Annotated in this window: 20 protein-coding genes; 5 read left to right on the forward strand and 15 right to left on the reverse strand. The window is 72.6% G+C overall.

The features are described from left to right. Positions 1 to 26 precede the first annotated feature (26 nt). Positions 27 to 899 carry an HPF/RaiA family ribosome-associated protein gene (locus WME75_RS17040; RefSeq protein ID WP_437492055.1) on the reverse strand — a complete coding sequence of 291 codons (873 nt, stop codon included), beginning with the start codon at positions 897 to 899 and terminating at the stop codon, positions 27 to 29. 367 nt (positions 900 to 1,266) lie between these two features. Here WME75_RS17040 and WME75_RS17045 point away from each other — a divergent pair, with 367 nt between their 5' ends. Beyond that, positions 1,267 to 2,631 carry a TAXI family TRAP transporter solute-binding subunit gene (locus tag WME75_RS17045; protein WP_437492057.1) on the forward strand — a complete coding sequence of 455 codons (1,365 nt, stop codon included), beginning with the start codon at positions 1,267 to 1,269 and terminating at the stop codon, positions 2,629 to 2,631. Between the two features lie 22 nt (positions 2,632 to 2,653). On the opposite strand, the gene WME75_RS17050 is transcribed toward WME75_RS17045, so the two are convergent. Then, on the reverse strand, positions 2,654 to 5,302 hold the full coding sequence (locus WME75_RS17050) for a KGGVGR-motif variant AAA ATPase (protein WP_437492059.1): 2,649 nt from the start codon (positions 5,300 to 5,302) through the stop codon (positions 2,654 to 2,656). After that, positions 5,299 to 5,442: a hypothetical protein gene (locus WME75_RS17055; RefSeq protein WP_437492061.1), complete on the reverse strand. Its 144-nt coding sequence runs from the start codon at positions 5,440 to 5,442 to the stop codon at positions 5,299 to 5,301. The genes WME75_RS17050 and WME75_RS17055 overlap by 4 nt, the downstream gene beginning before the upstream one ends. A 9-nt stretch (positions 5,443 to 5,451) precedes the next feature. Between WME75_RS17055 and WME75_RS17060 the strand changes: the two genes are divergently transcribed. Next, positions 5,452 to 5,751, forward strand: coding sequence for a hypothetical protein (locus WME75_RS17060; protein ID WP_437492063.1), 300 nt, complete (start codon positions 5,452 to 5,454; stop codon positions 5,749 to 5,751). 369 nt (positions 5,752 to 6,120) lie between these two features. On the opposite strand, the gene WME75_RS17065 is transcribed toward WME75_RS17060, so the two are convergent. Genes WME75_RS17065 through WME75_RS17075 form a run of 3 tightly spaced genes read right to left on the reverse strand, consistent with a single transcriptional unit; the run spans position 6,121 to position 9,417 of the window. Continuing rightward, positions 6,121 to 7,494 (reverse strand): sigma-54-dependent transcriptional regulator, encoded by a 1,374-nt coding sequence (locus WME75_RS17065; protein ID WP_437492065.1) that lies wholly within the window; start codon positions 7,492 to 7,494, stop codon positions 6,121 to 6,123. After that, positions 7,491 to 9,035, reverse strand: coding sequence for an ATP-binding protein (locus WME75_RS17070; RefSeq protein ID WP_437492067.1), 1,545 nt, complete (start codon positions 9,033 to 9,035; stop codon positions 7,491 to 7,493). Before WME75_RS17070 ends, WME75_RS17065 begins: the two co-directional genes overlap by 4 nt. Before the next feature lie 37 nt (positions 9,036 to 9,072). Beyond that, the gene (locus WME75_RS17075; RefSeq protein ID WP_437492068.1) at positions 9,073 to 9,417 is read right to left on the reverse strand and encodes a hypothetical protein; all 345 of its coding nucleotides are present in this window, start codon (positions 9,415 to 9,417) and stop codon (positions 9,073 to 9,075) included. Positions 9,418 to 9,610: 193 nt separating this feature from the next. Here WME75_RS17075 and gspC point away from each other — a divergent pair, with 193 nt between their 5' ends. Further along, complete coding sequence (gene gspC / locus WME75_RS17080; RefSeq protein WP_437492070.1) at positions 9,611 to 10,561, forward strand: type II secretion system protein GspC; 951 nt, start codon at positions 9,611 to 9,613, stop codon at positions 10,559 to 10,561. An 8-nt stretch (positions 10,562 to 10,569) separates the two neighbouring features. Here the strand turns inward: gspC and WME75_RS17085 are convergent, their stop codons facing one another. The 8 genes from WME75_RS17085 to mbhE form a co-directional block, all read right to left on the reverse strand. Beyond that, the gene (locus WME75_RS17085; protein ID WP_437492072.1) at positions 10,570 to 11,028 is read right to left on the reverse strand and encodes a hypothetical protein; all 459 of its coding nucleotides are present in this window, start codon (positions 11,026 to 11,028) and stop codon (positions 10,570 to 10,572) included. A gap of 62 nt (positions 11,029 to 11,090) precedes the next feature. Continuing rightward, on the reverse strand, positions 11,091 to 11,519 hold the full coding sequence (gene mnhG / locus WME75_RS17090) for a monovalent cation/H(+) antiporter subunit G (RefSeq protein WP_437492074.1): 429 nt from the start codon (positions 11,517 to 11,519) through the stop codon (positions 11,091 to 11,093). Further along, positions 11,509 to 11,790: a monovalent cation/H+ antiporter complex subunit F gene (locus WME75_RS17095; RefSeq protein WP_437492076.1), complete on the reverse strand. Its 282-nt coding sequence runs from the start codon at positions 11,788 to 11,790 to the stop codon at positions 11,509 to 11,511. Before WME75_RS17095 ends, mnhG begins: the two co-directional genes overlap by 11 nt. Position 11,791: 1 nt before the next feature. After that, on the reverse strand, positions 11,792 to 12,289 hold the full coding sequence (locus WME75_RS17100) for a Na+/H+ antiporter subunit E (RefSeq protein WP_437492078.1): 498 nt from the start codon (positions 12,287 to 12,289) through the stop codon (positions 11,792 to 11,794). 4 nt (positions 12,290 to 12,293) lie between these two features. Next, complete coding sequence (locus WME75_RS17105; protein WP_437492079.1) at positions 12,294 to 13,784, reverse strand: proton-conducting transporter transmembrane domain-containing protein; 1,491 nt, start codon at positions 13,782 to 13,784, stop codon at positions 12,294 to 12,296. Continuing rightward, positions 13,781 to 14,131, reverse strand: coding sequence for a sodium:proton antiporter (locus WME75_RS17110; protein WP_437492081.1), 351 nt, complete (start codon positions 14,129 to 14,131; stop codon positions 13,781 to 13,783). Before WME75_RS17110 ends, WME75_RS17105 begins: the two co-directional genes overlap by 4 nt. Continuing rightward, on the reverse strand, positions 14,128 to 14,550 hold the full coding sequence (locus WME75_RS17115; protein WP_437492083.1) for an MnhB domain-containing protein: 423 nt from the start codon (positions 14,548 to 14,550) through the stop codon (positions 14,128 to 14,130). The genes WME75_RS17110 and WME75_RS17115 overlap by 4 nt, the downstream gene beginning before the upstream one ends. After that, positions 14,532 to 16,850 carry a hydrogen gas-evolving membrane-bound hydrogenase subunit E gene (mbhE, locus tag WME75_RS17120; RefSeq protein ID WP_437492085.1) on the reverse strand — a complete coding sequence of 773 codons (2,319 nt, stop codon included), beginning with the start codon at positions 16,848 to 16,850 and terminating at the stop codon, positions 14,532 to 14,534. Before mbhE ends, WME75_RS17115 begins: the two co-directional genes overlap by 19 nt. An 826-nt stretch (positions 16,851 to 17,676) precedes the next feature. On the opposite strand from mbhE, the gene WME75_RS17125 reads away from it, so the two are divergent. Continuing rightward, positions 17,677 to 19,881, forward strand: coding sequence for a bifunctional alpha,alpha-trehalose-phosphate synthase (UDP-forming)/trehalose-phosphatase (locus WME75_RS17125; RefSeq protein WP_437492087.1), 2,205 nt, complete (start codon positions 17,677 to 17,679; stop codon positions 19,879 to 19,881). Between the two features lie 142 nt (positions 19,882 to 20,023). Beyond that, the gene (locus tag WME75_RS17130) at positions 20,024 to 21,763 is read left to right on the forward strand and encodes a DUF389 domain-containing protein (protein ID WP_437492089.1); all 1,740 of its coding nucleotides are present in this window, start codon (positions 20,024 to 20,026) and stop codon (positions 21,761 to 21,763) included. 31 nt (positions 21,764 to 21,794) lie between these two features. Here WME75_RS17130 and nhaA read toward each other — a convergent pair whose 3' ends face one another. Further along, the gene (gene nhaA / locus WME75_RS17135) at positions 21,795 to 23,201 is read right to left on the reverse strand and encodes a Na+/H+ antiporter NhaA (RefSeq protein ID WP_437492091.1); all 1,407 of its coding nucleotides are present in this window, start codon (positions 23,199 to 23,201) and stop codon (positions 21,795 to 21,797) included. Positions 23,202 to 23,316 lie beyond the last annotated feature (115 nt).

Raw genomic sequence — 23,316 nt, forward strand, 5'->3', positions numbered from 1 at the left:
CCCGTCCGGCGCGTCGGGGGGTGGCGCTAGGCGCCCGCTGCGGCCTTCGCTGCCCGGGTCTTCGGAGCGCGCGCCGCGCGCGTCTGCCGCTGTCGCAGGTTGTTGTCCTGCTTCTGCCGGTTTTCGCTCTTGCGCGTCGACTTGCGCGAGGGGCGGTCCTTGGCGGAGTCCTCGAGGGTGGCGGACGCGCGCGAGGTGTTCAGCTTCGTGTTGCGCGCGGCCGTCGAGCTGCCGCCGGCGCGCCGGTCGGTGGCGCTGAAGCCGGGCTGCGCCGTGTCGACCGTGGCGTCGCGCCGCTCCTTGTCGGGCCGCTCGGCCGCGCGCGCGAGGTTGTCCGCGTGGCGACCGACGCGCCGGCCGATCAGGCTGCCGTCCTCGGGCAGGGGCAGCGGCCGGCGCTTGGGCCGCCGGCCCGCGGCCGCACCGTCGGCGGCGGCGCGAGCCCTGCGCGCGGGCGGGGGCGAGGCGCTCCGCCCCGCGCCGCGCAGCGCCTGGGCTGCCGGCCGCGAGCGGCCGATGGCGCGGCGGACGGCGCGCTCGGCGACGTGGCTCGCTCGATCGATCGCCTCGCGGAGCACCGCCGCGACCTCCTGGGCGACGACGCTCTCGAGCCCGCTCAGCACCACCTTGATGCGACACGCCGTATCCACGCCGCCCCGCGGCCCGTTCACGTCCTCCAGACGCACGCTGACGCGCTCGATGTGCATGGCGAACTTGCCCAACCTGCGGCCGAGGCGCTCCCGCACGTACTCGCGCACGTCGGGGCCGATCTCGACGCCCGTGGTGCGCACCGCGAGCGGCGTGCGCGCAGCCGCCGTCCGGCCGCTCACCCGCTTGACCGGGCGGGCCACTTCGCTCGCGAACGCAGCGCGCCGCGAGGCCTTCTGAATCTGGCTCATTCCTTCTTCTCCTCCTCTGTCGGTCCGAGCGAACCGCGGGGTCGTGTGGCCGTTTGCTGCACAGCGGGGCGATTCACCTTCGCGCGGCGAGGCGCAGCCCCGCAGTCGCTCTCGATCCGCACGATGAGCATGCGCGTCGTCAGCCCACCTCGGACGCTGCGGGCACAACAGCACGACACGTGCCATCTCGGCTGCCCCGGATCGCGCGCGGCCGGCGCCTGAGAACCCATCGAGCAACGGTGTTGTCCGGGGGATCCCAACGGGGTCATCATGCGCTCCCTGGCACCCCCGGTCGCGCCGGCGGTCCGCGCGCGAACGAGGCGGGCGCGGGTCCACGTCGAGGCGGACAGGTCCAGGCGAGCCGCTCATGATCAAGCTCGTCTTCCGCCGCGACGTCGCCGAGGGGTACCGCAGGGAGCTCCTGCGCGTCTGGACCCCGTTCCTGCTCGTCGGCGTCGTCGCCCTCGTCGTGACCTACCTGCTCTTCGTCGAGCCCCCGCCGCCCCGCCTCGTGACCATCGCCACCGGCCAGCCCACCGGCCGCTACAACGCCTTCGCCGAGCAGTACCGCGCGTACCTGGCCGGGGTCGGCATCACCCTCGAGATCCGCGAGACGGCCGGCTCGGCCGAGAACGTGGAGCTCTTGCTCGATCCGGCGAGCGGGGTCTCGCTCGCCTTCGTGCAGGGCGGCGCCATGCCGTCCGAGGCCCGCGATCGCCTGAGCAGCCTCGCCAGCCTCTACCGCGAGCCGCTCTGGATCTTCCACCGCGGCGACCAGGCCGACGATCGCCTCCACGATCTCGCGGGCAAGCGCCTCTCCATCGGCCCCGAGGGCAGCGGCACCCGCGCGGTCGTGCAGCGGCTGCTCGCGGACAGCGGCGTCACCGCCGGCGCGCAGGCCGCGGCCGGCGCGCCCTTCGAGGGCTTGCCCGATCGGCAGGCCGCCGAGGCGCTGCAGGCTGGCCGCATCGACGCCGCGTTCTTCATCGTCGGCCCCGGCTCCGCGCAGGTGCAGGAGCTGATCCGCGCCGAGGGCGTGCACCTCATGAGCCTGCGCCGGCACGACAGCTTCGTGCGCCGGTATCCCTACCTCTCCAGCGTCCCTCTCAGCGAGGGGTTGCTCGACCTCGAGCGCAACATCCCGCCCGCGCCGAGCTCCCTGCTCGCCCCGCCCGCCGCGCTGCTCGCCAACGCGACGCTCCACCCCGCGTTGATCCCGCTCCTGATCGAGGCGGCGCGCGCCGCGCACGAGCCGGGCAACCTCCTCGACGCGCCTGGCGAGTTCCCGTCCGCGCGCTTCGTGGAGGCGCCGCTCCACCCCGAGGCGCGGCGTTACCACGAGGAAGGGCCTTCGTTCCTGCGGCGCGTCTTGCCCTTCTGGCCGGCGTCGATGGTGAGCCGGCTCAAGCTCATGCTGCTGCCCCTGGCGACGGTGCTCTTCTCCATCTTCAAGATCGCGCAGCCCCTTTACACCTGGCGCATCAACGCGCGGATCTACCGCCACTACGAGATCTTGCGCCGCGCGCAGCGGGAGCTCTCGCGCCCGGTGGAGCCAGCGCGTCGCGCCGAGATGATCGCGACGCTCCGGCAGCTGGAGGACGACCTCGCCGCCGTGTCGGTCCCGCTCGGGGCGATGGCGGATCTTTACCAGCTCTACCTGCACCTCGGGTACGTGCGCCGGCGCCTCGAGGGCGAGCGGCCCTCGCCGCCTCCGCCGCCGCCCGTCGCGTGACGCGTGACCCGCTGGCGCCGGTTCACGGGCGCCGGGCCTGCGCGGCGCGGTAGAGGGCGAGGACGCGGGCGCGGCGACCCTTGTCCATGCGGAAGCCGAGACCGTGCCGCACGATCTCGGGGAGATAGAGCTCATCCTGCTCGACACGGATGACCACGCCGTGGGTCTCGAGAAAGGTGACGTCCGCGCGCGCGAGATCGAAATCCTCCGCCTGAAAAGGGATTTTTCGCCGCTCCTCGGGCGCCTTGCGAAGACGTTCGAACAGAGGCGAGAGGCCGGGGATCTCGACCTCGATCTCCTTGATCTTCGCTGCCGAGCACTCGACGAGCGCATCGCGGAGCGATCGCGGCGTCAGCTTCGGCTCGTCGGGCACCTTCTCCGCCGCAACTCGGACGAGCCGCACGAGATCGCGGGCCTGCAGGCGGCCCTGGAAGTCGGACAGGGCGGCGACGACCCAGCGATCGGTGTGGGCTTCGCGGGATCGCTCGGAGCCCAGGCGGTCGCCCCAGAAGGCCTTGAGTCCCTCGCGCAGCTCGTCGTAGGGCGCGAGCGGGATGCGCTCCGGATCGATGACGTGGAGCCCCGCGCGATCGAGGATCCAGGCGACCAGCCGCAGCGCCTCCGTCGACGTCCAGACGATGGAAAACTTGCCATGGAGCGCCTCGAACTGGCCGAAATTCTGCACGATCGCCGCCTGCGCGAGATCGCGGCGCACGAAGGTGACGACGCCGAGGTGGGCCGAGCGGAGGTCGCGCACCCGGAGCGTGAAGCGCTGGAGCAGATCTCGCAGGAGACGTTGCTGGCCTTCGCTGAGGGGGGATTGGGGGCCGGGCTGGAACGAGTCCTCGATTCCGTCGATCGCGAGGCACACGGCCACGCCGCGCTTGGCGAGCGCGGCGGCGACGGCCTCGACGCTCACCCCGGCGGTCTCTGGAAGACCGAGCCGCGCGGCGACGCGCCGGCTCCAGAACTCCGTGTCGTCCGTGTCCCGCGTGGGGGCTCGATCGAGGTCGGTGCGCATCGCGTCCTCGGTGAGCGGTGCCTCCGTGCCCGGAGGGCGCGGGCCGAGGGCTTCCCAGACGAGACGCTCGGCGTCCGCCACCTTCGCGGCGAGATCCGGCTGTTTGTTCACCGGGCTGAGGAGAGGAAAGACGAAGGCCTGATGTTGACCCGGGAGCGGAAGAGCGGGGGCGCTGCTGGAGACCAGCGTGGAGAACTTCCGCCAGTCGCCGGCCAGGACCATCTGACCCCAGGCGAAGGTCTTCCCGGCCCCCTTCGCGCCCAGCACCACGGCGGCGGGGAGGCCCATGGGGAATTGATCGACCAGCGCCGCGAGGGCCGGGGTCACGAGGAGGCCGAGCTTGGCGTTGCCCTCCGCGTACTCGAGCTTCCTGGCTTCCGCTGCGACCGCTTTCAGGCCGCGTGCCGATGGAGCCGGTGAGGGCGTGGCCGCGGGCGTCACCCGGGGCGCGAGCAGCGCCGCGAGCCGGGGCGCTGCGCGCTTCCCCAGGTCTGTCCCGGGGAGCAGATCGCGCAGCAGCTGCTCGACGGAATCGAACCGGATGAGCTCCTCCGCGAAGCGGGCTTCATGTACGTTGCCCTGCACCGCTTCCTCCGCGATGTCGTCCGCGGCGTGGGGAATGGAGTCCTGCAAATCACCGGAGAGGCGCGCGATGGCCTCGCTCGTGAAGGAGGGAGGGATCATCGAGAGGACCACCTCGGGGCGCCTTTCCTTCCGCACGCGGCTCCTCATACGCTCCAGCACGAAGGTGGTACCCCGGATCGACTGCCCGCTGCACGACGTCACCAGGATCGTCTGGACCCGCGGATCCAGCAGGAGAGGGGAGGAGAGCTCGGTGACGCCCGCGCGGAGATCAAGGAGGACAACATCGACGCCGAGCGCCTGACCCAGCGCCGCGAGCGCCTCCGCGATGACGTGCGCCCGCCCCGGTCCTCGCACGACCTGCTCGATCGTGACCGGCTGCGCGAAGAGCTGCTCCTTGTCGCGGTGGGACGGGAGGAAATAGAAGGTGGCGCGACCCCCGGAGAGCTCCACCCCTTCGCTGTTCAGGCGGAGCCGCTCGGTGGCGAGCGGGAGCACGGCGCGCCAGTCGTCCGCGTCGTGCACGAGCGCGAGGAAGTCGAGCAGGCAGAAGCGGTCGGGGGGGCCGGGGATCTCGAACGTCAGCCCCGGGGCCTCGAGATCCGCGTCGACCACGAGCACATGGCCCCCTCGCGGGGGCGGCTCGACCAGCGCTCCGAGGGTGGCCAGAAGCGTGGTCGTACGGCCGACGCCGCCCTTGTACGAATAGAACGCGGCGAGCCTCGGAGAGCCCTCGGGGAGCGGATGGATATGGCCCGGGACCTCCTTGGCGTCGGTCCAGAGGGGGCGGACCACGTGAGGCGACGGCGTCGCGTCTTCGCCTGACTCGTGGATCTCGATGCGGAGCGATCGGGGTGCGTTGAGCGTCGACTCGAGCGCCAGCGTCAGGCCATCGACGGCGATCTTGGGTCCGAACACATCGGCGAGTCGCCTCGCCACGTCCGCGCGGCGTCCAGGCGCGCACGTGACGTTGAGCGCCTCGAGGTCCGCCGAGACTTCGAGCCAGGGCGGAGCCTCCTCGCCTCGCAGGGCGCGCTCCACGTCTCGCCATGTGTACAACGGGGTCATCGGATGTTCTCCTCGAGGTACTTCAGCACCGCTTTTGCCGAGATCAGGAGCGTTCTACGGGAATCCACGGACAGGCGCCGCCCGTAGCGCAGCGCCTCGTGGATCCGGTCCGGGCCCACGTCCTCGTCGGGCTCCACCAACCTGACCGCGTGAAAGCGCGGCGTCTGGCCGACCAGTCGGAGCAGCTCGTCGAGGTGGTGCGTCAGGTCGTCCTTGTCGAGCTTGAGCGTGGTCTTCTTGCCTCGCCTGTCGAGCAGGACCCGCTTGAGGCCGCACTCGATCGCATAGATGACGAGGAGCAGCGACGAGTCGCTCAGCTCGGCGCCGTTGAGTCCGGCATCCTTGTGGCGCCGGAAGGCTCTCTTGAGCTGCTCGGAGCAAGCGCGCGGCGGTTGTCATCGGCGCCCGTGCCGCGGAGCGGCAGCTCGGCTCGCCAGGGTTCACGATGACGCCAGCTGCCCCGGGGCGACCGGATCCGATGTCCTGGAGGCAGCCAGCTGCCCCGGGGAGCTCGGATCCGATGGCCCGGAGGCAGCCAGCTGCCCCGGGGAGCTCGGATCCGATGTCCTGGAGGCAGCCAGCTGCCCCGGGGAGACCGGATCCGATGTCCTGGAGGCAGCCAGCTGCCCCGGGGAGACCGGATCCGATGGCCCGGAGGCAGCCAGCTGCCCCGGGGAGGTCGGATCCGATGTCCTGGAGGCAGCCAGCTGCCCCGGGGAGGTCGGATCCGATGGCCTGGAGGCAGCCAGCTGCCCCGGGGAGGTCGGATCCGATGGCCTGGAGGCCGCCAGCACACCCGCCATCCCGCGCGCGCTCCCTCACGCCCCCTCGTCGCCGTCGCTCCCCCCGCCGAACCAGCGCTGCAGCGTCCGCCGGTCGACGCCCAGGAGCGCCGCCGCCCGCTGCTTCTTGCCGCCCACGCGCCGCAGGACGATCTGCGCATACTCGCGCTGGAGCTCGTCGAGCGTCATCAGCCGATCCGCCGCGACCTCCAGGAAATCCGGCGCGCCGCGCCGGGCGCGCACGCCCTCGGGGAGGTCGTCCGGGGAGATCCGACCGCCGTCGCAGAGCGCCGCCGCCCGCTCGATCGCGTTCTCCAGCTCGCGGACGTTGCCGGGCCAGTCGTGCGCGAGCAGGCGCTTCACCGCCGCGCCCGAGAACCCCGCGATCGGCTTGCCCGCGTGCGCGGCCGCGCGGGTAAGGAAGTGCTCGGCCAGCAGCAGGATGTCGTCCGTCCGGTGCCGGAGCGGCGGGATCGCGATCTCGATCACCGCGAGCCGGTAGAAGAGGTCCTCGCGAAAGGCGCGCTCGGCGACCGCCGCGCGCAGATCGCGGTTCGTCGCCGCGATGACGCGCACGTCGACCGGCTCCGACGACACCGAGCCGACCGGGCGGACCTCGCGCTCCTGGAGCGCGCGCAGGAGCTTCGCCTGGAGCGGCAGCGCCAGCTCGCTCACCTCGTCCAGGAACAGCGTCCCGCCGTCCGCCTCCTGGAACATCCCGGGCCGATCGCTGCGCGCGTCCGTGTACGCGCCCTTGCGCACCCCGAAGAGCTCCGCCTCGATGAGCGTCTCCGGGATCGCCGCGCAGTTGACCGCCACGAACTTCCGCGCGCGACGCCGGCTCTCGCCGTGGAGCGCGCGCGCCACGAGCTCCTTGCCGCTCCCGCTCGGGCCGCTCACGAGCACCGTCGCCGGGTTGTCCGCCACGCGCCGCACGAGCGTGATCACCTCCTCGATCGCCCGGCTGCGCCCGATCATCCCCGCGATCGAGAACCGCTGCGCCACCTCCGTGCGCAGCTCGGTCAGCTCGACCGTCATCGCCCGCTGCCCGAGCGCCCGCTCCATCCGGAGCGCCATGTCCGCGGGCTGGAACGGCTTCGGCAGGTAGTCGAACGCGCCGGCGCGCATCGCGCGGACCGCCGTGTCGATCGAGCCGAACGCCGTCATGGCGATGATCGCCGCCCGCGGGTCGAAGCGCGCGATCTGCTCGATGAGCTCGATCCCGTCCATCTCGGGCATGCGCACGTCGGTCACGACGAGATCGAACTCGCGCTCCTCGAGCAGCGGCAGCGCGAGCAGCGGCGCGGTCAGCGTCGTCGGCTCGTGGCCCATGTCGCGGGCGATGTCGGCCACGAGCTTCACCATCTCGAGCTCGTCGTCGACGACGAGCACCCTCGCGCGCGCGCTCACGCCCGGGTCTCCACGCCCACGCCGCCCACGCCGCCCACGCCGCCCACGCCGCGCGCGATGAGCGGCGCGGCGGCGCTGCGGGGCAGGGTGACGCGGAAGCAGGCGCCGCCGCGGCCCGTGTGGACGAGCTCGACCGATCCGCCCGCCTCGCGCACCACCCCCTCGACGATCGCCAGGCCGAGCCCGGTGCCGCCGCGATCGCCCCGCGACGTGAAGAACGCCTCGAAGATGTGCTCGGCGACGCCGGGGGGCACGCCCGGGCCGCGATCCTCGACCTCGAACGACGCCTTGCGGCCGTCGGTCTGCGCGAGGCGCACCGCGATCTCGCCGCCGTGGGGCTGCGCCTGCGCCGCGTTCAGGCAGAGGTTGAAGAGCACCTGGAACAGGTGATCCGCGTCGAGCACCACGTGGACCTGCGCCTCGTCGTGCTCGATCCGGGTCGTGATCCCGCGCTGCCGGCACTCCGGCCCGAGGAACGCGAGCACCTCGCGCGCGACCTGGGCCACGTCGCTGCCGCGGCCGAGGAGCCGGGGCGGACGGGCGATGGAGAGCAGCCGCGCCACGACGCGGGAGATGCGCTCGGACTGCGTGGCGATCGTCTCCAGCTCGCCGCGGGTCGCCTCGGGCCAGCCCGGCTGATCGGCGAGGCGGCGCGCGCGCGCCAGGATGACGTTGAGGGGGGAGCCGATCTCGTGGCCGATCGAGGCGACCACCTGACCGACGGCCGACAGCGCGTGCGCCTGCTGCAGCTTGCGCTCGACGGCGGCCCGGGCGGCCTGCTCCTGCTCCAGGTGGGCGCGCGCCTCGGCGAGCGAGGCGGTCATCGCGTTGAACGCCCGCGCGAGCCGCCGGAGCTCCTCGGCGCCCCCCTCGGGCACCGTCACCCCGAGCTCCCCGCGCGCCACCCGCTCGACGCCGGCCACGATCGCGCCGGCCGGCCGCCCCACCGTCGCCCGGCTCGCGAACGCGGCGATCAGCGCCGTCGCGGCGAGGAGCGCGGCGCCCGCGAGCGCCAGCCCGCGGTTCGAGCTGCGCGCGAACGCGTCCAGGTAGCGGAGCTCCCGGACGACCACGGCGACGACCGACAGCCCGCGCTGCGAGAACGTGACGGTGCGCACGAGCGCCGGCGCCCCGCCGAGCGTCTGCTCCACCTCGATCTCGGCGCCCGTCGCGAGCGCCCTCCGCGCGAGCGCCGCGAGCGCCGCCGCCTCGCCGGCGATCGGATCCGTCACGAGGATCGGCACCCCGGCCGCGTCGAACGCCGCGATCCCGAGGATACGGTCGGCCTGCGCGAGCCGCTCGATCCGGTGCTTGAGCAGCTCGACCTGGCCGCGCTCCACGGCCCCGCCGATCGCCGCCTCGACGAGGCTCGCGTGGTGGCGCAGCTCGGCGGCCGCCTGGCTGCGGAGGAACCGGTGCCGGCTCGTGTGGATCGCCGCCCCGTAGAGCGTCACGGCCAGGACGATCGGCACGAGGAGCATGAGCCAGAGCTGGAGCGTCAGCCCCATCGTGCTCCGCCCCTCTTGGCTTCGCGCGTTCATGCGATCCATTGTCCCAGATGCGACACCATGTCGCACCTCATCGGGCCTCGCAGGTGCCGTCGCGGCAGAGCTGGTCGGATCGGCAGTCGCGCGCGTCCCGGCACCGGAGCACGCATCGCCCGTCGGCGCACTCGTTCCCGGCGCCGCAGATCGAGCTCGAGAGGCACTCGACGCACGTGGAGCTGATGCAATACGCGAGATCGTCGTCGCGGCCCCGGCACTCGGCATCGCTGGAACAGGGCGTGTTCCGCGGCCCCGGAGCGCAGCCCGCGGCGCTCGCGGCGCTCGCGGCCAGAAGCCCGGCGGTGGAGGCGAGCGCGGCGAACGTGGCGAGGAAGGCGATGGGGCGGGGGATCCGTGCGGACCCTGTCCTTTTCGTCATGCGCTACCTGGCAGCAACTCCCAAGCCACCTGGGCACGGATGCTGCTCCACCGCGGGCAGGCTGCGCTCGCGCGAGGGTCGCTGCGCGCAAGGAACGCCCGCGCGGGCTCCCGCGATCCAACGATATCCATGGCTGCTGGCGGATCGCGGGGTGCACCGGCGCTCGCGTGGACACTCGATCTGGAAGGCGACGGTGATCCCGGAACTCCTCATCAAGCGAACTTTCCCGGTGCTCCTCGGCGGCATGGTCATGACGGCTGCGTACCAGCAGGCTTCCGGGATCTCGCACCTCGTGGAGGAAGCGTTGCTCTCCGGGTTGCCCGGAGCTCGGTCGCGGCCGCCGCCGCCGCCGCCGCGGCCCGTCGTGGAGGCCGGCGATCACACGACAAGCGCGGCGGCCATCCTCGCGCGGAACCCGTTCGACTCGAGGACGGGGCCCCTCACGCCGAGGCCTCCGGAAGCGGAGGAGGACGGAGACGCCGTCACCTACGGAGATCCGCTGCTGGATCCGATCTGCGAGGGCGCGCGCGTCGTCTTGATCGCCGCCTCGGAGGATCCCTCCTGGTCCTTCGCCACGATCGCGGCCGGGCGAGGGGAGCCGCTCCTCCGGAGGGCGGGCGATCCGGTCGAGGGCCGCTCCGTCCTCGCGATCGGCTGGGATCGCGTGTGGCTCGCCGAGCCGGGGGCGCGCTGTCAGGTCCGCATCGGCGACAACCGGCGCACGCCTGCGCCCCGCGCTGCGCCGAAGCCGGCGCAGCCGTCGAAGCCGCCGAAGCGCGGCGCGCTCCCGGCCGAGATCGCGTCGAAGATCCGGAAGGTGAGCGACACCGAGTTCATCGTCGACCGGACGGCGATCGATCTGGTCCTGGAGAAGCAGGGCGAGCTCATGCGCTCCGCGCGGATCGCCCCCGTCCGGGAGGGAGAGCGGGTGATCGGCGTTCGCCTCACGCGCGTCACGGCCGGCTCGCTGCTGCCCGCGGTCGGCCTGCGCAAGGGGGACACGATCCGGTCGATCAACGGCTTCGATCTGACCGACCCGCAGAGCGCGCTCCAGGCCTATGCCCGGCTGCGCTCGGCGAACAACCTCGCGATCGCCGTCCAGCGGGGCGGCAAGGACATGACGATCGACCTGCGGATCCAGTGAGCCTGCGCTTACAGGTCCAGGACCTCGACGCGATCCGACTCGGAGGCTCCCTCCGTGATGCGCAGGAGGCCGTCGAGCAGGTGGCCGAAGACGTCGTCGAGGCTGTCGCCGCCCGGCGCGCCGAGCAGCGGCACCGAGTCGCCCCAGTCCCTGACGAGCATCGTCTCGCGCCGGTCCGGAGGCGGCCAGCGGAGGCTGATGACCGCGCGGGTCCGGCCGCTGATCGCCAGCGCGTCGATCGGGCGGCCCGAGAGCGCGGCCCGCGCCCGCCGGAGCTCCTCGTGGAGCTTGCGCGCCGGGAGCATCACGCGCTGCCCGCCGAGCGCCCCGGCCGCGCCGTGGATCGCCTCGAACTCCTCGCTCGGCCGTCCGTCCTCGAGGTGGTGCTGGATGCTGTCGCGCATCAACGCGTACACGATCCAGCGCTGCTCGATCCACCCCTTCGGCCCGGAGAAGGACAGGCTCATGACAGCATGTCTAGCTCGTCCATTGTTTGAGGTCAAAACAATTACGGCGGCGCGCGCTCGGCTCACCCGTCCTTTTTTTCATCCGCTTCATCCGCTTCATCCGCTTCATCCGCTTCATCCGCTTCATCCGCTTCATCCGCCGCACGCCCGCGTTCGTCGCGCAGGCGCCGCACGGAAGAGCCGTAATCGTCGACCAGCGTGCCGGGCGCCCGCACGCCGCTGCGGTACGCCGCCCGCGCCACGATGTGCGCGCCGACGGGCGCGGTCACGCCAACGAAGAGCAGCGCCAGCAGCGCCTTTGTCACGCTCGTGAGCTCCCTGAAGTGCAGCGCGAGCGCGGCGAGCAGGCACGCGAGCCCCAGCGTCGCGGCCTTCGTCGGCGCGTGGATGCGCGCATAGAAGTCCGGGAGGCGCAGGACGCCGAGCGACGCCACGAACATGAAGAACGTCCCCGCCAGGGCGGCGGCGATCTCGAGCGCGCTAGCGAACAAGGGAGCCCTCCAGGTAGGCGGCCAGCGAGATGGTGCCGATGAACCCGAACAGCACGGTCACAAGCACCATGTCGATGAACGCGTCCGTCGAGAGCAGCATCGATGCCACGAGCGCCACGCCGACGACGTTCATCAGCAGGCAATCGAACGCGACAAGTCGATCGAAGTGCGTCGGCCCGCGCGCGATGCGGATCGTGCAGAGCCCGATGCCGGCGCCGAGCACGAGGAGCGAGGCGAAGAGGACGGCGGACCGCGGATCGACGCCTTCCATGTCATTCCTCCGGCGATGACGGCAGCCCGCGGCCTGCGGCGCGCTGGATCAGATGGACGAAGCGGCGCAGCCGGCCGCCCAGCTCCGCCGGATCGCGCGCGTAGAGCGAGTGGATGTAGAGCGCCTGCTCGTCCGTACCCACGTCGACCGTGAGGGTGCCCGGCGTCAGGGAGACGAGGCAGGCGAGGAGGGTCGTCTCCACGGGGCTCAGGTCGCGCACATCGAGGCGGACGAACGCCGGATGGAACACGGGTCGTGGGCGGAGGATATCGCGCGCGAGCGCGAGGCTCGAGAGGACGAGCTCCTGGACGAAGCTCCAGGCAAGGGCGAGCGCGCCGGCCGCAGCGCGGGAGTAAACGCTCCGGCCGAGCGCGCGCTCGGTGAGCGCGATCGCGCCGAAGCCCACGAAGAAGCCCATGACCAGCCCCCCCAGGGAGAGGTCCGCCTGGAGCAGGACCCAGACGATCGCGAGGACCAGGTTCAACGCGAGGTGGTGCATGGGCTCATCGTCGCTGCACGAGGACCGCGTCCACGTAGGGCGTCGCCTCCAGCAGCGCCGTCGCGGTCCGCTCGAGGTGCGCGAGGATCGGCCCCGCCGCGAGCCCCAGGATCACGGTGAGCGCGCCGAGGCCGAGCGTCGCGCTCAGCATGCCCCGGTCGGCCCAGGCCCGAGGCAACCGCTGCTCGGTGGGCTCTCCCCAGAAGACAGCGCTCCATATCTTGAGCATCGACGCGAGCGTGAGGAGGCCGACGACGAGCGACACCGTGGTGACGACGAAGGCCCCTGCCTGGAAGCCGGCGACGACGAGCAGCAGCTTCCCCCAGAACCCGCTGAGCGGGGGCAGTCCGGCCAGCGACATGGCGGGGACGAAGAAGCCCGCGGCCACCCACGGGTGCGTGCGCGCGAGCCCGCGGACGTGGAAGAGCGCATCCGACCCGCCGATGCCCTCCACGATGCCCGCTGCGAAGACGAGCGCTGTCTTCGCGACCATGTTGTGGATCGTGTGGAAGAGCCCCGCCGCCACCGCGAGCGGGGTGAACAGCGCGAGGCCGAAGATCATGTAGCCGACCTGGCTCACGATATGGAACGACAGGATGCCGCGCGTCGTGCTTCGCCCGAGCGCCCCCACGACCCCGATCACCATCGTGGCCGCGGCGATCACCAGGAGCGCCGGGCGAAGCCCGCCGGGCGCGGCAGTGCCAAGGAGCGGAACGGCGCGGAACAGCGTGTAGACGCCCACCTTGGTGAGGAGCCCGGCGAAGAGGCCGTTGACCACGGCGGAGGCCTCCGGGTACGCGTCGGGCAGCCAGAAAAATACCGGCGCCAGGGCCGCCTTGACCATGAAGACGACGAGCACAAGGGCCCCCGCGCCCCAGAAGGCGAGAGGCAGGCCCCCCTCGCGGACGCGCACCGCGAGCTCGGCCATGTTCACGGTGCCGGCCGTGCCGTAGACCGCGCCCACGCCGCCGAGGAGCAGCGCGCTGGCGACGAGGTTCATCACCACGTACGTGAGCGTCGGTTGGAGCCTCCCGGTCCGGGTGCCGAGCGCGAGCAGCGCGAAGGACGAGAGGAGCATGAGCTCGAAGAACACGAACAGGTTGAAGAGATCGCCGGTGACGAGAGAGCCGTTGACCCCTGCCATCATGAGCTGATGGAGCGGGTAGAAACACCGCCGCTCGCGCGCGCCGCGCAGCGATCCGGGCGCGTAGGCGAGCGCGGCCAGGGCGACGATCGACGCGAACAGCAGCATCAGGGCGGCGAGCGAGTCCGTCACCCACACGATGCCGACGCGCGGGCTCCAGCCGCCGAGGGCGAGCACGAGGATCGCGCCGCGGCTCGTCCGGGCGGAGATCACCAGAGCGGTCGCGAAGAGGAGGGCGCCGCTGGCGAGCGACAGCCACCGCTCCATCCGCGGCCTCCCGGAGAGCAGCGCCAGGAGCACCGCCGTGAACAGGGGCAGCAGCACCGGGACCACGACGATCGTGGCGTTCATGCGTCGTCCCTCCCGGAGGGCTCATCGCTCCCCTCCCTCCGGTGGAGGTCGACGGCGATCGCGAGCAGGAAGGCGGCCATCCCGAAGCCGATCACGATCGCCGTGAGGATGAACGCCTGCGCGAGCGGATCGGCCGTGGGGCGGGCGAGGGCGGCGGCCGGATCGTCCTCCGGGATCAGCGGCGGCGCGGCGCTCGCGGGCATCCCCGAGGCGGTCAGCACGAAGAGGTTCACGCCGTTGGACAGCAGGAAGAAGCCGATCGCCACGAGCTGCACGTCGCGGGACAGCATGAGGTAGAGCCCCGCAGCGAGGAGCACCCCGGCCGCGATCGCGGCGGCCCCGATCACAGCGGCGCCTCCGCGGCGAAGGCGTCGAGCACCTTGATCGCGGCGCCTACCACCGTGAGATAGACCCCGGCGTCGAAGAGCAGCGTCGTCGAGAGGCGGAGCGCGGGAGCATCGGCGGCGCCGATCTGCAGGTGGTAATGGGTCAAGAAGGCCTGGCCGCGCGCGACCGCCGGGAGCCCCGACGCCGCGGCGACGAGGAGGCCGAGCCAGGGCAACCGGCAAGCGAGCGGGGCGAGCGCGGCCCGCACGGTGCCCACGCCGAAGGCCAAGGCCGCCAGGACGAACGCGATGGTCGTGACGAGCCCGGCGATGAAGCCGCCGCCCGGCGCGTCGTGCCCGCGGAGCAGCAGGAAGAGCGCGAGGACGGTGATCAGCGGGAGCACCCCTGCGGCCACGTAGCTCAGGAAGGGTGATCGCATGACCCGCCCCCTCCATGCCTGGACGTCGGAGCCGGCGCGCGCCGCGGACGCAGCGCCGCCACGCCCAGCGCGGCGACGGCGAGCACGGTGATCTCACCGAGCGTATCGGCGCCCCGGAAATCCACGAGGATGACGTTGACGGCGTTCCTTCCGTGCGCCTCGGGGAGCGACAGCGCGAGCTGCTCGGCTCCGGCAGGGGCCCTCGGAGCCTGGACACCGGAGCTCCAGGCGAGGGCCGCCGCGAGGGCCGCCACGGTGCCGGCCACCGCGGCGTGAGCGACGCGCGTGCTGCGAGGCCGCACGTCGGGGCCTGGCCTGGGGAGCCTGCGAAAGACGAGCAGGAGCAGGATGAGAGAGACCGTCTCGACAAGGATCTGCGTGAGCACGAGGTCGGGGGCGCGGAAGAGGATGTAGAAGACCGCGACGCCGTACCCCGCGACCGCCATGGTCACGATCCTGGCGATACGGCTCCGCCCGAAGGGCGTCAGCGCCGCGCCGGCGACGATCATGAGCGCCGGAAGGCAGGAGATCCCGAGATCGGGGCCCCACGTCCTCGTCGCGGAGAGCCCATCCCCCAGGGCGACGGCGGCGCACGACGCGGCGGCGGCGAAGAGGAGCATCACCGCCAGATACCGCGGCAGCCCCCCTGCCTGTGCGGCTCGACCGGCCCAGCCCGAGAGTCGGAGGACGGCCCCGGAGATGCGGTCGGAGAGGATCTGCGTCTCCGGCTCGCCGGGAGGCTTTGCGACTCGCCTCCAGAGGAGATAGCCGCCCACCCCCAGCGCGATGGTGATCAGGCTGAGGGCGAAGAGGGCGTCGACGTGGTGCCACACGGCGAGCCACCCCAGCCGCTCGGCTCCGGGCTCGAGCAGGGAACCCAGCCACCCGGGAGCCACGCCGCCGATCACCTGCGGGGCGAGCAAGAGGAGCGGGACGACAAGCAGCCATGGCGAGAGCTGGCGCCTCGGGTGGCCGCGATCTTCAGGCGGGATGTCGGGGCCCCAGAACGAGCTGACGAAGAGCTTGAGGGCATAGGCGACAGCGAAGGCCCCGCCCACGACGGCCGCCACGAGCGCGACCACGCCGGCCGGGGAACGATCGGAGAGCAGCGCCTCGTAGAGGACCTCTTTGCTGATGAAGCCGAGCACGAAGGGAAAGCCGGCCATGGCGGCGGCGCCGAACCCGATCAGGACCCCGGCGACCGGCTCGCGCCGGAACCAGTGCTCCTCCTTCAAGATCGACAGATCGCGTGTCCCCGTCACCCTCTCCATCCAGCCGACGAGCAAGAACAGGGAGGACTTGTACAGCGCGTGGTTCGCGATATTGAGCAGCTCACCGCGCGTCCCTGCCCTCGTATACAGTCCGTACAGCGCGGTCAGCACGCCGAGGTAGGCCACCGTGCTGTAAGCGAGGAGCTTCTTCAGGTCCCAGGCACGGAGGGCATCCCATCCGGCCACGACGAAGGTGGTGAGCCCCACCGTGACGAGGACGGGACGCCAAGCGGGGGACGCATGAAACACAGGGAACAGGCGGCCCATCAAGAGGATGCCGCCCTTCACCATCGTCGCGGAGTGGAGATAGGCGCTGACGGGCGCCGGCGCGGCCATGGCGCCCGGGAGCCAGAAGTGGAACGGGAACTGCGCCGATTTGGTGAACGCCCCGGCGAGGAGGAGCATGAGCGGGGTGACATGCAGCGGGCTCGCCACGATCTCGCCCGCGCGCGGGGCGAGCTCGGACAGGTTGTAGGTGCCAGCCAGCTGTCCGAGCAGCACCACGCCGGCGAGCATCGCGAGGCCGCCTGCGCCCGTGACCAGGAAGGCGCGGATCGCGCCGCTCCGCGCCTCCGGATCGGTGGAGTCCATCCCGATGAGGAGAGCGGACGCGATGGTGGTCAGCTCCCAGAACACGTAGAGGAGCACGAGCGAGTCCGAGAGGGCGACCCCGATCATGGCCCCCATGAACGCGAGGAGCGCCGCCCAGTAAGTGGGTTTGCCCTTCGGTCCCAGGTAGACGCGGCTGTACTGGACGACGCCGAGGCCCACGCCGGCGACGAGCAGCACGAAGAAGGCGCCGAGGCGGTCCAGGCGCAGATTCGCCGTTATCCCGAGGGAGGGGATCCACTCGATCGGGACCGTCGTGGATCCGCCCGCGGACACCTCGGGCCACCGCGGAAGCATGATGACGAGCAGGAGCGCAGGAGGGAGGAGCGCGACGCGTCCAGCCCACCGCGAGGAGAGAAACAGCACGAGCGCTGCGCCGAGGAAGGGAACAGCGAGGGTCCATGCGAGGGTCGGTAGCATGCGAGGTACCTTGTTGCCGAACGGTGCATGGCCCCCTTGGCATGTGGCTACGCGATCCGGCGATCAGCGCCCTCGGCGACGAGCACCGGGACGGGCGAGCTCCGAAATCTCTCTTCGACGCTGCGCCCGGATCGTCTCTCGACCCGGCTTTCCGAGCGACGCGAGAGCACCGCCAGGCGGGCTCGGCAGGCGCTCGCGATCCCGGCGAGCCCTACGTGCCGGAGCCCGGCGACGAGCCGCGCCTCGACCCGCGCTCCGAGCTGCTGTGCGGCTGGAGAAAAGTCGGTGTCGCATCCGATCGGCATGGACTGCCGTGAAGCAGCGAAAGGTGTGCCTGCCTGTGCGGCGTGCGACGATTGCGCGCTCGGTTGCTGGCCAAGCGACCGGGCAGGCAGGTCGTACCGGCGAGCCGCGCCGCCCTGAGAGCGCGCCCGCGCGGCCTGCCGGCGTCGCGCCCTCCCGAGCGACCGCGATCGCGCGCGGCCCGCGGACCTCTCGGCCCACAGCGCGCCTCGCCCTCCACCGGCGCGCGACGCGCCGCGACGCTCCTGCGCGGCGCGATCGCGGATCGATCGACGCGCGACGTCGGCCGGCGCGCCGGATCAGCTTGCGCGACGCCGCGCGATATGTTTTGAGTTCAAAGTATTCGCTCGCCCGCGACGATCCCGGGTGGGCATCGCGCCCTGTTCGTCTTCGACGGCACGCGGCCTCGCGTGCGCGCGGCTCGTCCCTCTGCGCCGGCGCGCCTCGCGCCCGGCGGATGAGGGCCCTGCCGCGCCTCGCGCCCGACGGGCGGCGCCTCGTTACCGTAGAGGAGGGGAGTTCCATGTCCCGACTGCTCATCGTCTCCAACCGTCTCCCGATCAGCGTGCGTGTCGAGCACGGCGCGCTCTGCCTCACGCGCTCCTCGGGCGGCCTCGCCGCCGCCATGCGCGGCCCGCACGAGCGCCACTGCGCGCTCTGGATCGGCTGGCCGGGCAGCGTGGCGAGCCTCACACCGGAGCAGCGCGACGACGCCGACGCGGCGCTCGCCGGGATGCGCGCCGTGCCCGTGCACCTCGGCGCCGCCGAGCAGCACCGCTTCTACGACGGCTTCTCGAACGGCGTCCTCTGGCCCCTGTTCCACTACCTGCTCGACAAGGTGAACCTGGACGCGGAGCTCGACTGGGAGGCGTACCAGCGCGTCAACGAGCACTTCGCCGACGTCGTCGCCGCGCAGTACACGCCCGGCGACGCGATCTGGGTGCACGACTACCAGCTCATGCTCCTCCCGGCGCTCCTCCGGCGGCGCCTCCCCGGGGCGCGGATCGGCTTCTTCCTCCACGTCCCGTTCCCGTCCGCCGAGGTCTTCCGCATCCTCCCGTGGCGGGAGCAGATCCTGAGAGGCCTGCTCGGCGCCGACCTGCTCGGCTTCCACACGGCCGGCTACCGCAGGAACTTCGCGGCGTCGGCGGCGCACGTGCTCGGCGTCGAGCCGGGCGAGGCGGCGATCGAGCACGACGGGCGCACGGTCGCGCTCGGGGTCCACCCGATCAGCATCGACGCCGCCGAGATCGAGCGGCTCGCGGGCCACCCCGGCGTCCGGGAGGAGGCGGCGCGCATCCGCGCCGAGGCGCGCGGCCGCAAGATCGTGCTCGGGATCGACCGCCTCGACTACACGAAGGGGATCCCGCGCCGCCTGCTCGCCATCGAGCGGCTCCTCGAGCGCGAGCCCGCGCTGCGCGAGCAGGTCCGCTTCATCCAGCTCGCCGTGCCCACGCGGGAGATGGCCGGCGCGTACGCCGACTTCCGGCGGGTCGTGCACGAGCTGGTCGGCCGCATCAACGGCCAGCACGGTACGACGTGCTCCACGCCGATCCACTACATGCACCGCTCGCTGCCGTTCGAGCAGGTGGTCGCCCTCTACCTCGCCGCCGACGTCATGCTGGTGACCCCGCTCCGCGACGGCATGAACCTCGTCGCGAAGGAGTACGCCGCCGCGCGGGTCGACGACGACGGGGCGCTGATCCTGAGCGAATTCGCGGGGGCCTCGGCCGAGCTCGCGGAGGCGATCTCCGTCAACCCGTACGACATCGGCTCGGTCGCCGCCGCCGTGAAGCGAGCGATCGCCATGCCGCCCGCCGAGCAGCGGGTCCGGATGGCGGCGCTGCGCCGCCGTGTGGCCACGCACGACGTCCACGCCTGGGCGCAGTCGTTCCTCGAGGACCTCGACCGCGCGGCGGCGCCGGAGCCCGCGGGGGTCGCCGTGGCGTCGCGCCCGGGGATGCCCGAGAGCGTCGTCGAGAGCGTCCGCCTCGCGCCGCAGCGCGTGTGGATCCTCGACTACGACGGCACGCTGGTCCCGTTCGCGTCGGTGCCCGACCTCGCCGCGCCCGACGAGGAGCTCCTCGCGCTGCTCAGGGCGCTGTCCGAGCGCGACCGCGTGCACGTCGTGAGCGGCCGCCGGCGCGCCGACATCGAGCGCTGGTTCGGCGCGCTGCCGCTCCACCTGCACGCCGAGCACGGCTTCTGGTCGCGGCCCAAGGCGAGCGACGACTGGGTCGCGCTCGAGTCGGACGCCGCCGCGTGGAAGGGCGAGGTGCGAGCGCTCCTGGAGGACGTCACCCGGCGCACCCCGGGCAGCTTCATCGAGGAGAAGACCGTGACCCTGGCGTGGCACTACCGCACGGCCGAGCCCGAGCTCGCGGGCGAGCACGTGCGCGAGCTGCGCGCGCGCCTCGAGGCGCGCATCCCCATGGACACGCTGGAGCTCCTCGCCGGCGCGAAGGTGGTCGAGGTCCGGCCGCGCGGCGTCCACAAGGGCAGGGTGGTGCCGCTCATCCTCGACGATGTCCCCGCGCGGGCGGCGGTGATCGCGATCGGCGACGACCGCACGGACGAGGACATCTTCGCGGCGCTCCCGCCGTCCGCGTGCACCATCCACGTCGGAAACCAGAGCAGCCGCGCCGCCTACCGGCTGCCCGACGCGGGCGCGGTCCGGCGCCTCCTGCGCTCGGTCCACGCTGGTTTCGACGCCGGATACGACGCCTGATCGCGCCGGACGCCGCACCTCGCCCATGCCTGACGACCTTGGCCGACGCCGCCGCCGCCGCCGCCAGCTGCGCGGCGTCGCCCGCGAGCGCCCCGCGCTTCCCGGGGAGAGCGCGGCGGAGGGGCGCGTTATAAGGCGCGCCATGGATCAGGATCCCGACCGTCAGACGCCCGCCGGAGCGCCGCCCGGGCGGCACGCGTGGGCGGTCCTGCAGGACCGCATCGCGGCCGCGTTCGACATCGAGCCCGAGGCCCGTGAGGCCATCGTCCGGAGCATGCTGGAGCGGAGCGCCAAGGGGGCGGCGGGGTACTGGCTCCAGCTCTTCCTCGCCATGGGCATCGCCTCGCTCGGGCTCGTCCTCGGCAGCGGGGCGGTCGTCATCGGCGCGATGCTGATCTCGCCGCTCATGGGCCCCATCGTCGAGCTCGGGATGGGCCTCGCGATCGGCTCGCCGTTCCTGGCGCTGCGCTCCTTCACGCGCGTCGCCTTCAGCGTCGTCATGGTCGTGGCGAGCGCCGCGGTCCTCACGCTGATGCTGCCGTTCTACGAGGTGACGTCGGAGATCGCCGCGCGCACCTCGCCGACGGCGCTCGATCTGCTCATCGCGATCTTCTGCGCGATCTCGGCCGCCTACACCACCGTGAGGCCCGGCTCGGACACGACCTCGACCGCCGCGGGCACGGCCATCGGCATCGCGCTCGTGCCCCCGCTCTGTGTTGTCGGCTACGGGATCGGCACGCAGGTGAAGAGCATCGCGAGCGGCGCCGCGCTGCTCTTCACGGCGAACCTCTGCGCGATCCTCCTGTTCGCGATCCTCTGCTTCTTGCTCCTCGGCTACACCGCCGTCAGCACCGCGGAGCTCGAGCACGCCGAGCTCGCGAAGCAGAAGCCGGGGGCGATCCGTCGCGTGGCGCGCGCGCTGCAGGTCTTCTTCGAGCTGCGCCACGGGTGGATCTTCCGCGTGATGATGCCGCTCGCGCTCCTCGGGGCCGTGTACTCCCCGCTCCGGGAGGCGCTCGCGCGGGTGTCGTGGCAGGTGCGCGTCCGCACGGCGATCGTGCGCATGCTGGACGCGCTGCCGCAGAGCACGGTGCGGTCGAGCGTCTCGGTCGACCACGGCAGCGTCGCCGTGCGCCTGGTGACGCTCGGCCGAGCCGACGAGGCCGAGCGGATCGAGAACGACCTGCGCGACAAGATCGCCGGCGTCGCGGGCATGGTCCCGAAGGTCGACGTGATCGCGGTCCTCGACGCGAGCGCGCTGGAGGAGGTGGCGGCGTCGCTCAGGGCGAGCTCGACGCCCGTCGACGTGGTGCGCAAGGAGCCGGAGCTCGCGCTCGTCCAGAAGGAGCTCGCCGCGTCGCTCGCGCGCGCGTGGCCGCACGCGGCGGGGCCGCTCGTCGCGTGGCGGCTCCGGTTCCCGGACAACGAGCCGGCCGTCGTGGAGGTCGTGCACGTCGGCCCCGCGCTCGGCGCCCCGGCGGCCGACCTGCTCGGGCGCGCGCTCTCGCGCGAGCTCGGCGCGGAGCTGGCGGTGCAGGACCGCGCCCTCTCGCCCGAGCCGATCGTCGCCGAGCCGGAGAGCGGGTGGCCCTGGCTCCAGGAAGCCCGTCCCGCGCTGGCCTGGGTGGACGACGTGGAGGCGCTCCACGGATGCGTCGAGGTGCCCCCGAACCCCGGGGAGAAGCCCATCGGGGAGCTCGAGGCGGTCCTCGCGTCGCTCCGGTCCCTGCCGGCGCTCCGCTCGGGTCGGGTGCACGTCGGCGAGGGCGCGCGGTGGCGGGCCGTCGTCTCGATCGCGCCGTGCGCGCCGCCGGAGCCCGCGCCGGTCGACGCCGGCGCCGCGGCGGACACCGGCGCGGCGCCGGACGCCGGCGCTCGCTGAGCCCCGCCGCGCGGGCGAGCGTCCGCGGCGGCTACTGCTCCGTCGACATCTCGGCCTCCTCGAGCGTCCGCGCCGCGCCGGGCGTCGGGGCCTCCGACAGCGCGAACCTGCCGACGAGGAGGCCCACCACGGCCGCCACGGCCGAGGCGAGCAGGACGCCGAGCTTGGCCGCGGCGAGCATCGCGGCGTCGCCGAACGCGAGGCCCGCGATGAAGATCGCCATCGTGAAGCCGATGCCCGCGACGCAGCCCACGACCGTGATCCCGCGCCAGCCGACGCCGCGCGGCAGGGCGCAGACGCCGAGCCGGACCATCGCGAAGCTCGCGAGGAAGATGCCGATCGGCTTGCCGACGACCAGGCCGAGCATGACCCCGAGCAGGATCGTCCCCGCGGCCGCGTGGTCCAGCGAGGAGCCGTCGACGCGGACGCCGGCGTTGGCGAAGGCGAACAGCGGCATGATGCCGTAGGCGACCCACGGGTGGAGCCCCGCCTGGAGCCGGACCACGGGCGGCAGCGCCTCGAGCTGGGCTCTCCTGATCTGCTGGAGGGGCGCGATCAGCTCGTCCGTGCGGTGGCTCTCGCGATGGGTGAGCGCGTCGACCCGGTTCACCGCGTCGCGGGCCGCGGCGAGGAACCCCTCGCTGCCGAACCAGGAGCGCACCGGCGTCAGCAGCCCGACGGCGACGCCGGCGATCGTCGGGTGGACGCCGGCGCGGAGCATGCCCCACCAGACGACGGCGCCGGGGATCACGTAGGCCGAGGGCGGGCGGACGCCGAAGCGCTGGAGCAGCAGCACCGCGAGCGCCCCGCCGCCGGCGATGAGCAGCCCGCTCCACGCGATGCCCGACGAGTAGAACAGCGCGATGACGATGATGGCGCCGATGTCGTCGATGATCGCGAGCGCGAGCAGGAGCACGCGCAGGGCAGGGGGCACGCGCTTGCCCAGCAAGGCCAGGACCCCCACCGCGAACGCGATGTCGGTCGCCATGGGGACGCCCCAGCCGTGCCGCGAGATCGGCGATGCGTTGAGCGACAGGTAGACGAGCGCGGGCGCGACCATGCCGCCCAGCGCCGCCGCGACCGGCAGCGCCGCGCGCTTGAGATCCGAGAGCTCCCCCTCGTAGATCTCTCGCCGGATCTCCAGGCCGACGACGAAGAAGAAGATCGTCATCAGCCCCTCGTTGATCCAGAAGTGGAGGGACTGCGTGAACACAAGCGAGCCGACCCCGATCGTGAGCGGGGTGTGCCAGAGGTGGTCGTAGGCGTCGCCCCACGGCGAGTTCGCCCACGCGAGGGCGACCACGGACGCGATCAGCAGGATGATCCCGCTGGCGGCCTCGACGTGCAGGAAGCGCTCGATCGGGCCGAGGACGCGCTCGGCGATGCGGCGGGCAGGGGCCCAGGTTCCGGGGGCAAGCTGAGAAGGGGATCGACTCAAAGGACCGCCAAGGCGCGCGCGACGTTGCGCGCGGAAGGGGAAGGCGGCCCGACCGTCCCGTGAAGACCTGTCGCGGCGCTCCGCCGCCGCGACACCCGGGCGAGAGAATACTCAT

The sequence above is a fragment of the Sorangium sp. So ce1014 genome (assembly GCF_051521505.1).
Lineage (GTDB): Bacteria > Myxococcota_A > Polyangia > Polyangiales > Polyangiaceae > Sorangium.

Excerpts from the sequence above, each read along its gene's own strand:
- WME75_RS17040 (WP_437492055.1), bottom strand. The coding sequence starts at position 899 with ATGAGCCAGATTCAGAAGGCCTCGCGGCGCGCTGCGTTCGCGAGCGAA.
- WME75_RS17130 (WP_437492089.1), top strand. The coding sequence starts at position 20,024 with ATGGATCAGGATCCCGACCGTCAGACGCCCGCCGGAGCGCCGCCCGGG.
- WME75_RS17050 (WP_437492059.1), bottom strand. The coding sequence starts at position 5,302 with ATGACCCCGTTGTACACATGGCGAGACGTGGAGCGCGCCCTGCGAGGC.
- WME75_RS17070 (WP_437492067.1), bottom strand. The coding sequence starts at position 9,035 with ATGAACGCGCGAAGCCAAGAGGGGCGGAGCACGATGGGGCTGACGCTC.
- WME75_RS17100 (WP_437492078.1), bottom strand. The coding sequence starts at position 12,289 with ATGCACCACCTCGCGTTGAACCTGGTCCTCGCGATCGTCTGGGTCCTG.
- WME75_RS17095 (WP_437492076.1), bottom strand. The coding sequence starts at position 11,790 with ATGGAAGGCGTCGATCCGCGGTCCGCCGTCCTCTTCGCCTCGCTCCTC.
- mbhE (WP_437492085.1), bottom strand. The coding sequence starts at position 16,850 with ATGCTACCGACCCTCGCATGGACCCTCGCTGTTCCCTTCCTCGGCGCA.
- WME75_RS17115 (WP_437492083.1), bottom strand. The coding sequence starts at position 14,550 with ATGCGATCACCCTTCCTGAGCTACGTGGCCGCAGGGGTGCTCCCGCTG.
- WME75_RS17045 (WP_437492057.1), top strand. The coding sequence starts at position 1,267 with ATGATCAAGCTCGTCTTCCGCCGCGACGTCGCCGAGGGGTACCGCAGG.
- WME75_RS17125 (WP_437492087.1), top strand. The coding sequence starts at position 17,677 with ATGTCCCGACTGCTCATCGTCTCCAACCGTCTCCCGATCAGCGTGCGT.
- WME75_RS17075 (WP_437492068.1), bottom strand. The coding sequence starts at position 9,417 with ATGACGAAAAGGACAGGGTCCGCACGGATCCCCCGCCCCATCGCCTTC.
- WME75_RS17085 (WP_437492072.1), bottom strand. The coding sequence starts at position 11,028 with ATGAGCCTGTCCTTCTCCGGGCCGAAGGGGTGGATCGAGCAGCGCTGG.
- WME75_RS17105 (WP_437492079.1), bottom strand. The coding sequence starts at position 13,784 with ATGAACGCCACGATCGTCGTGGTCCCGGTGCTGCTGCCCCTGTTCACG.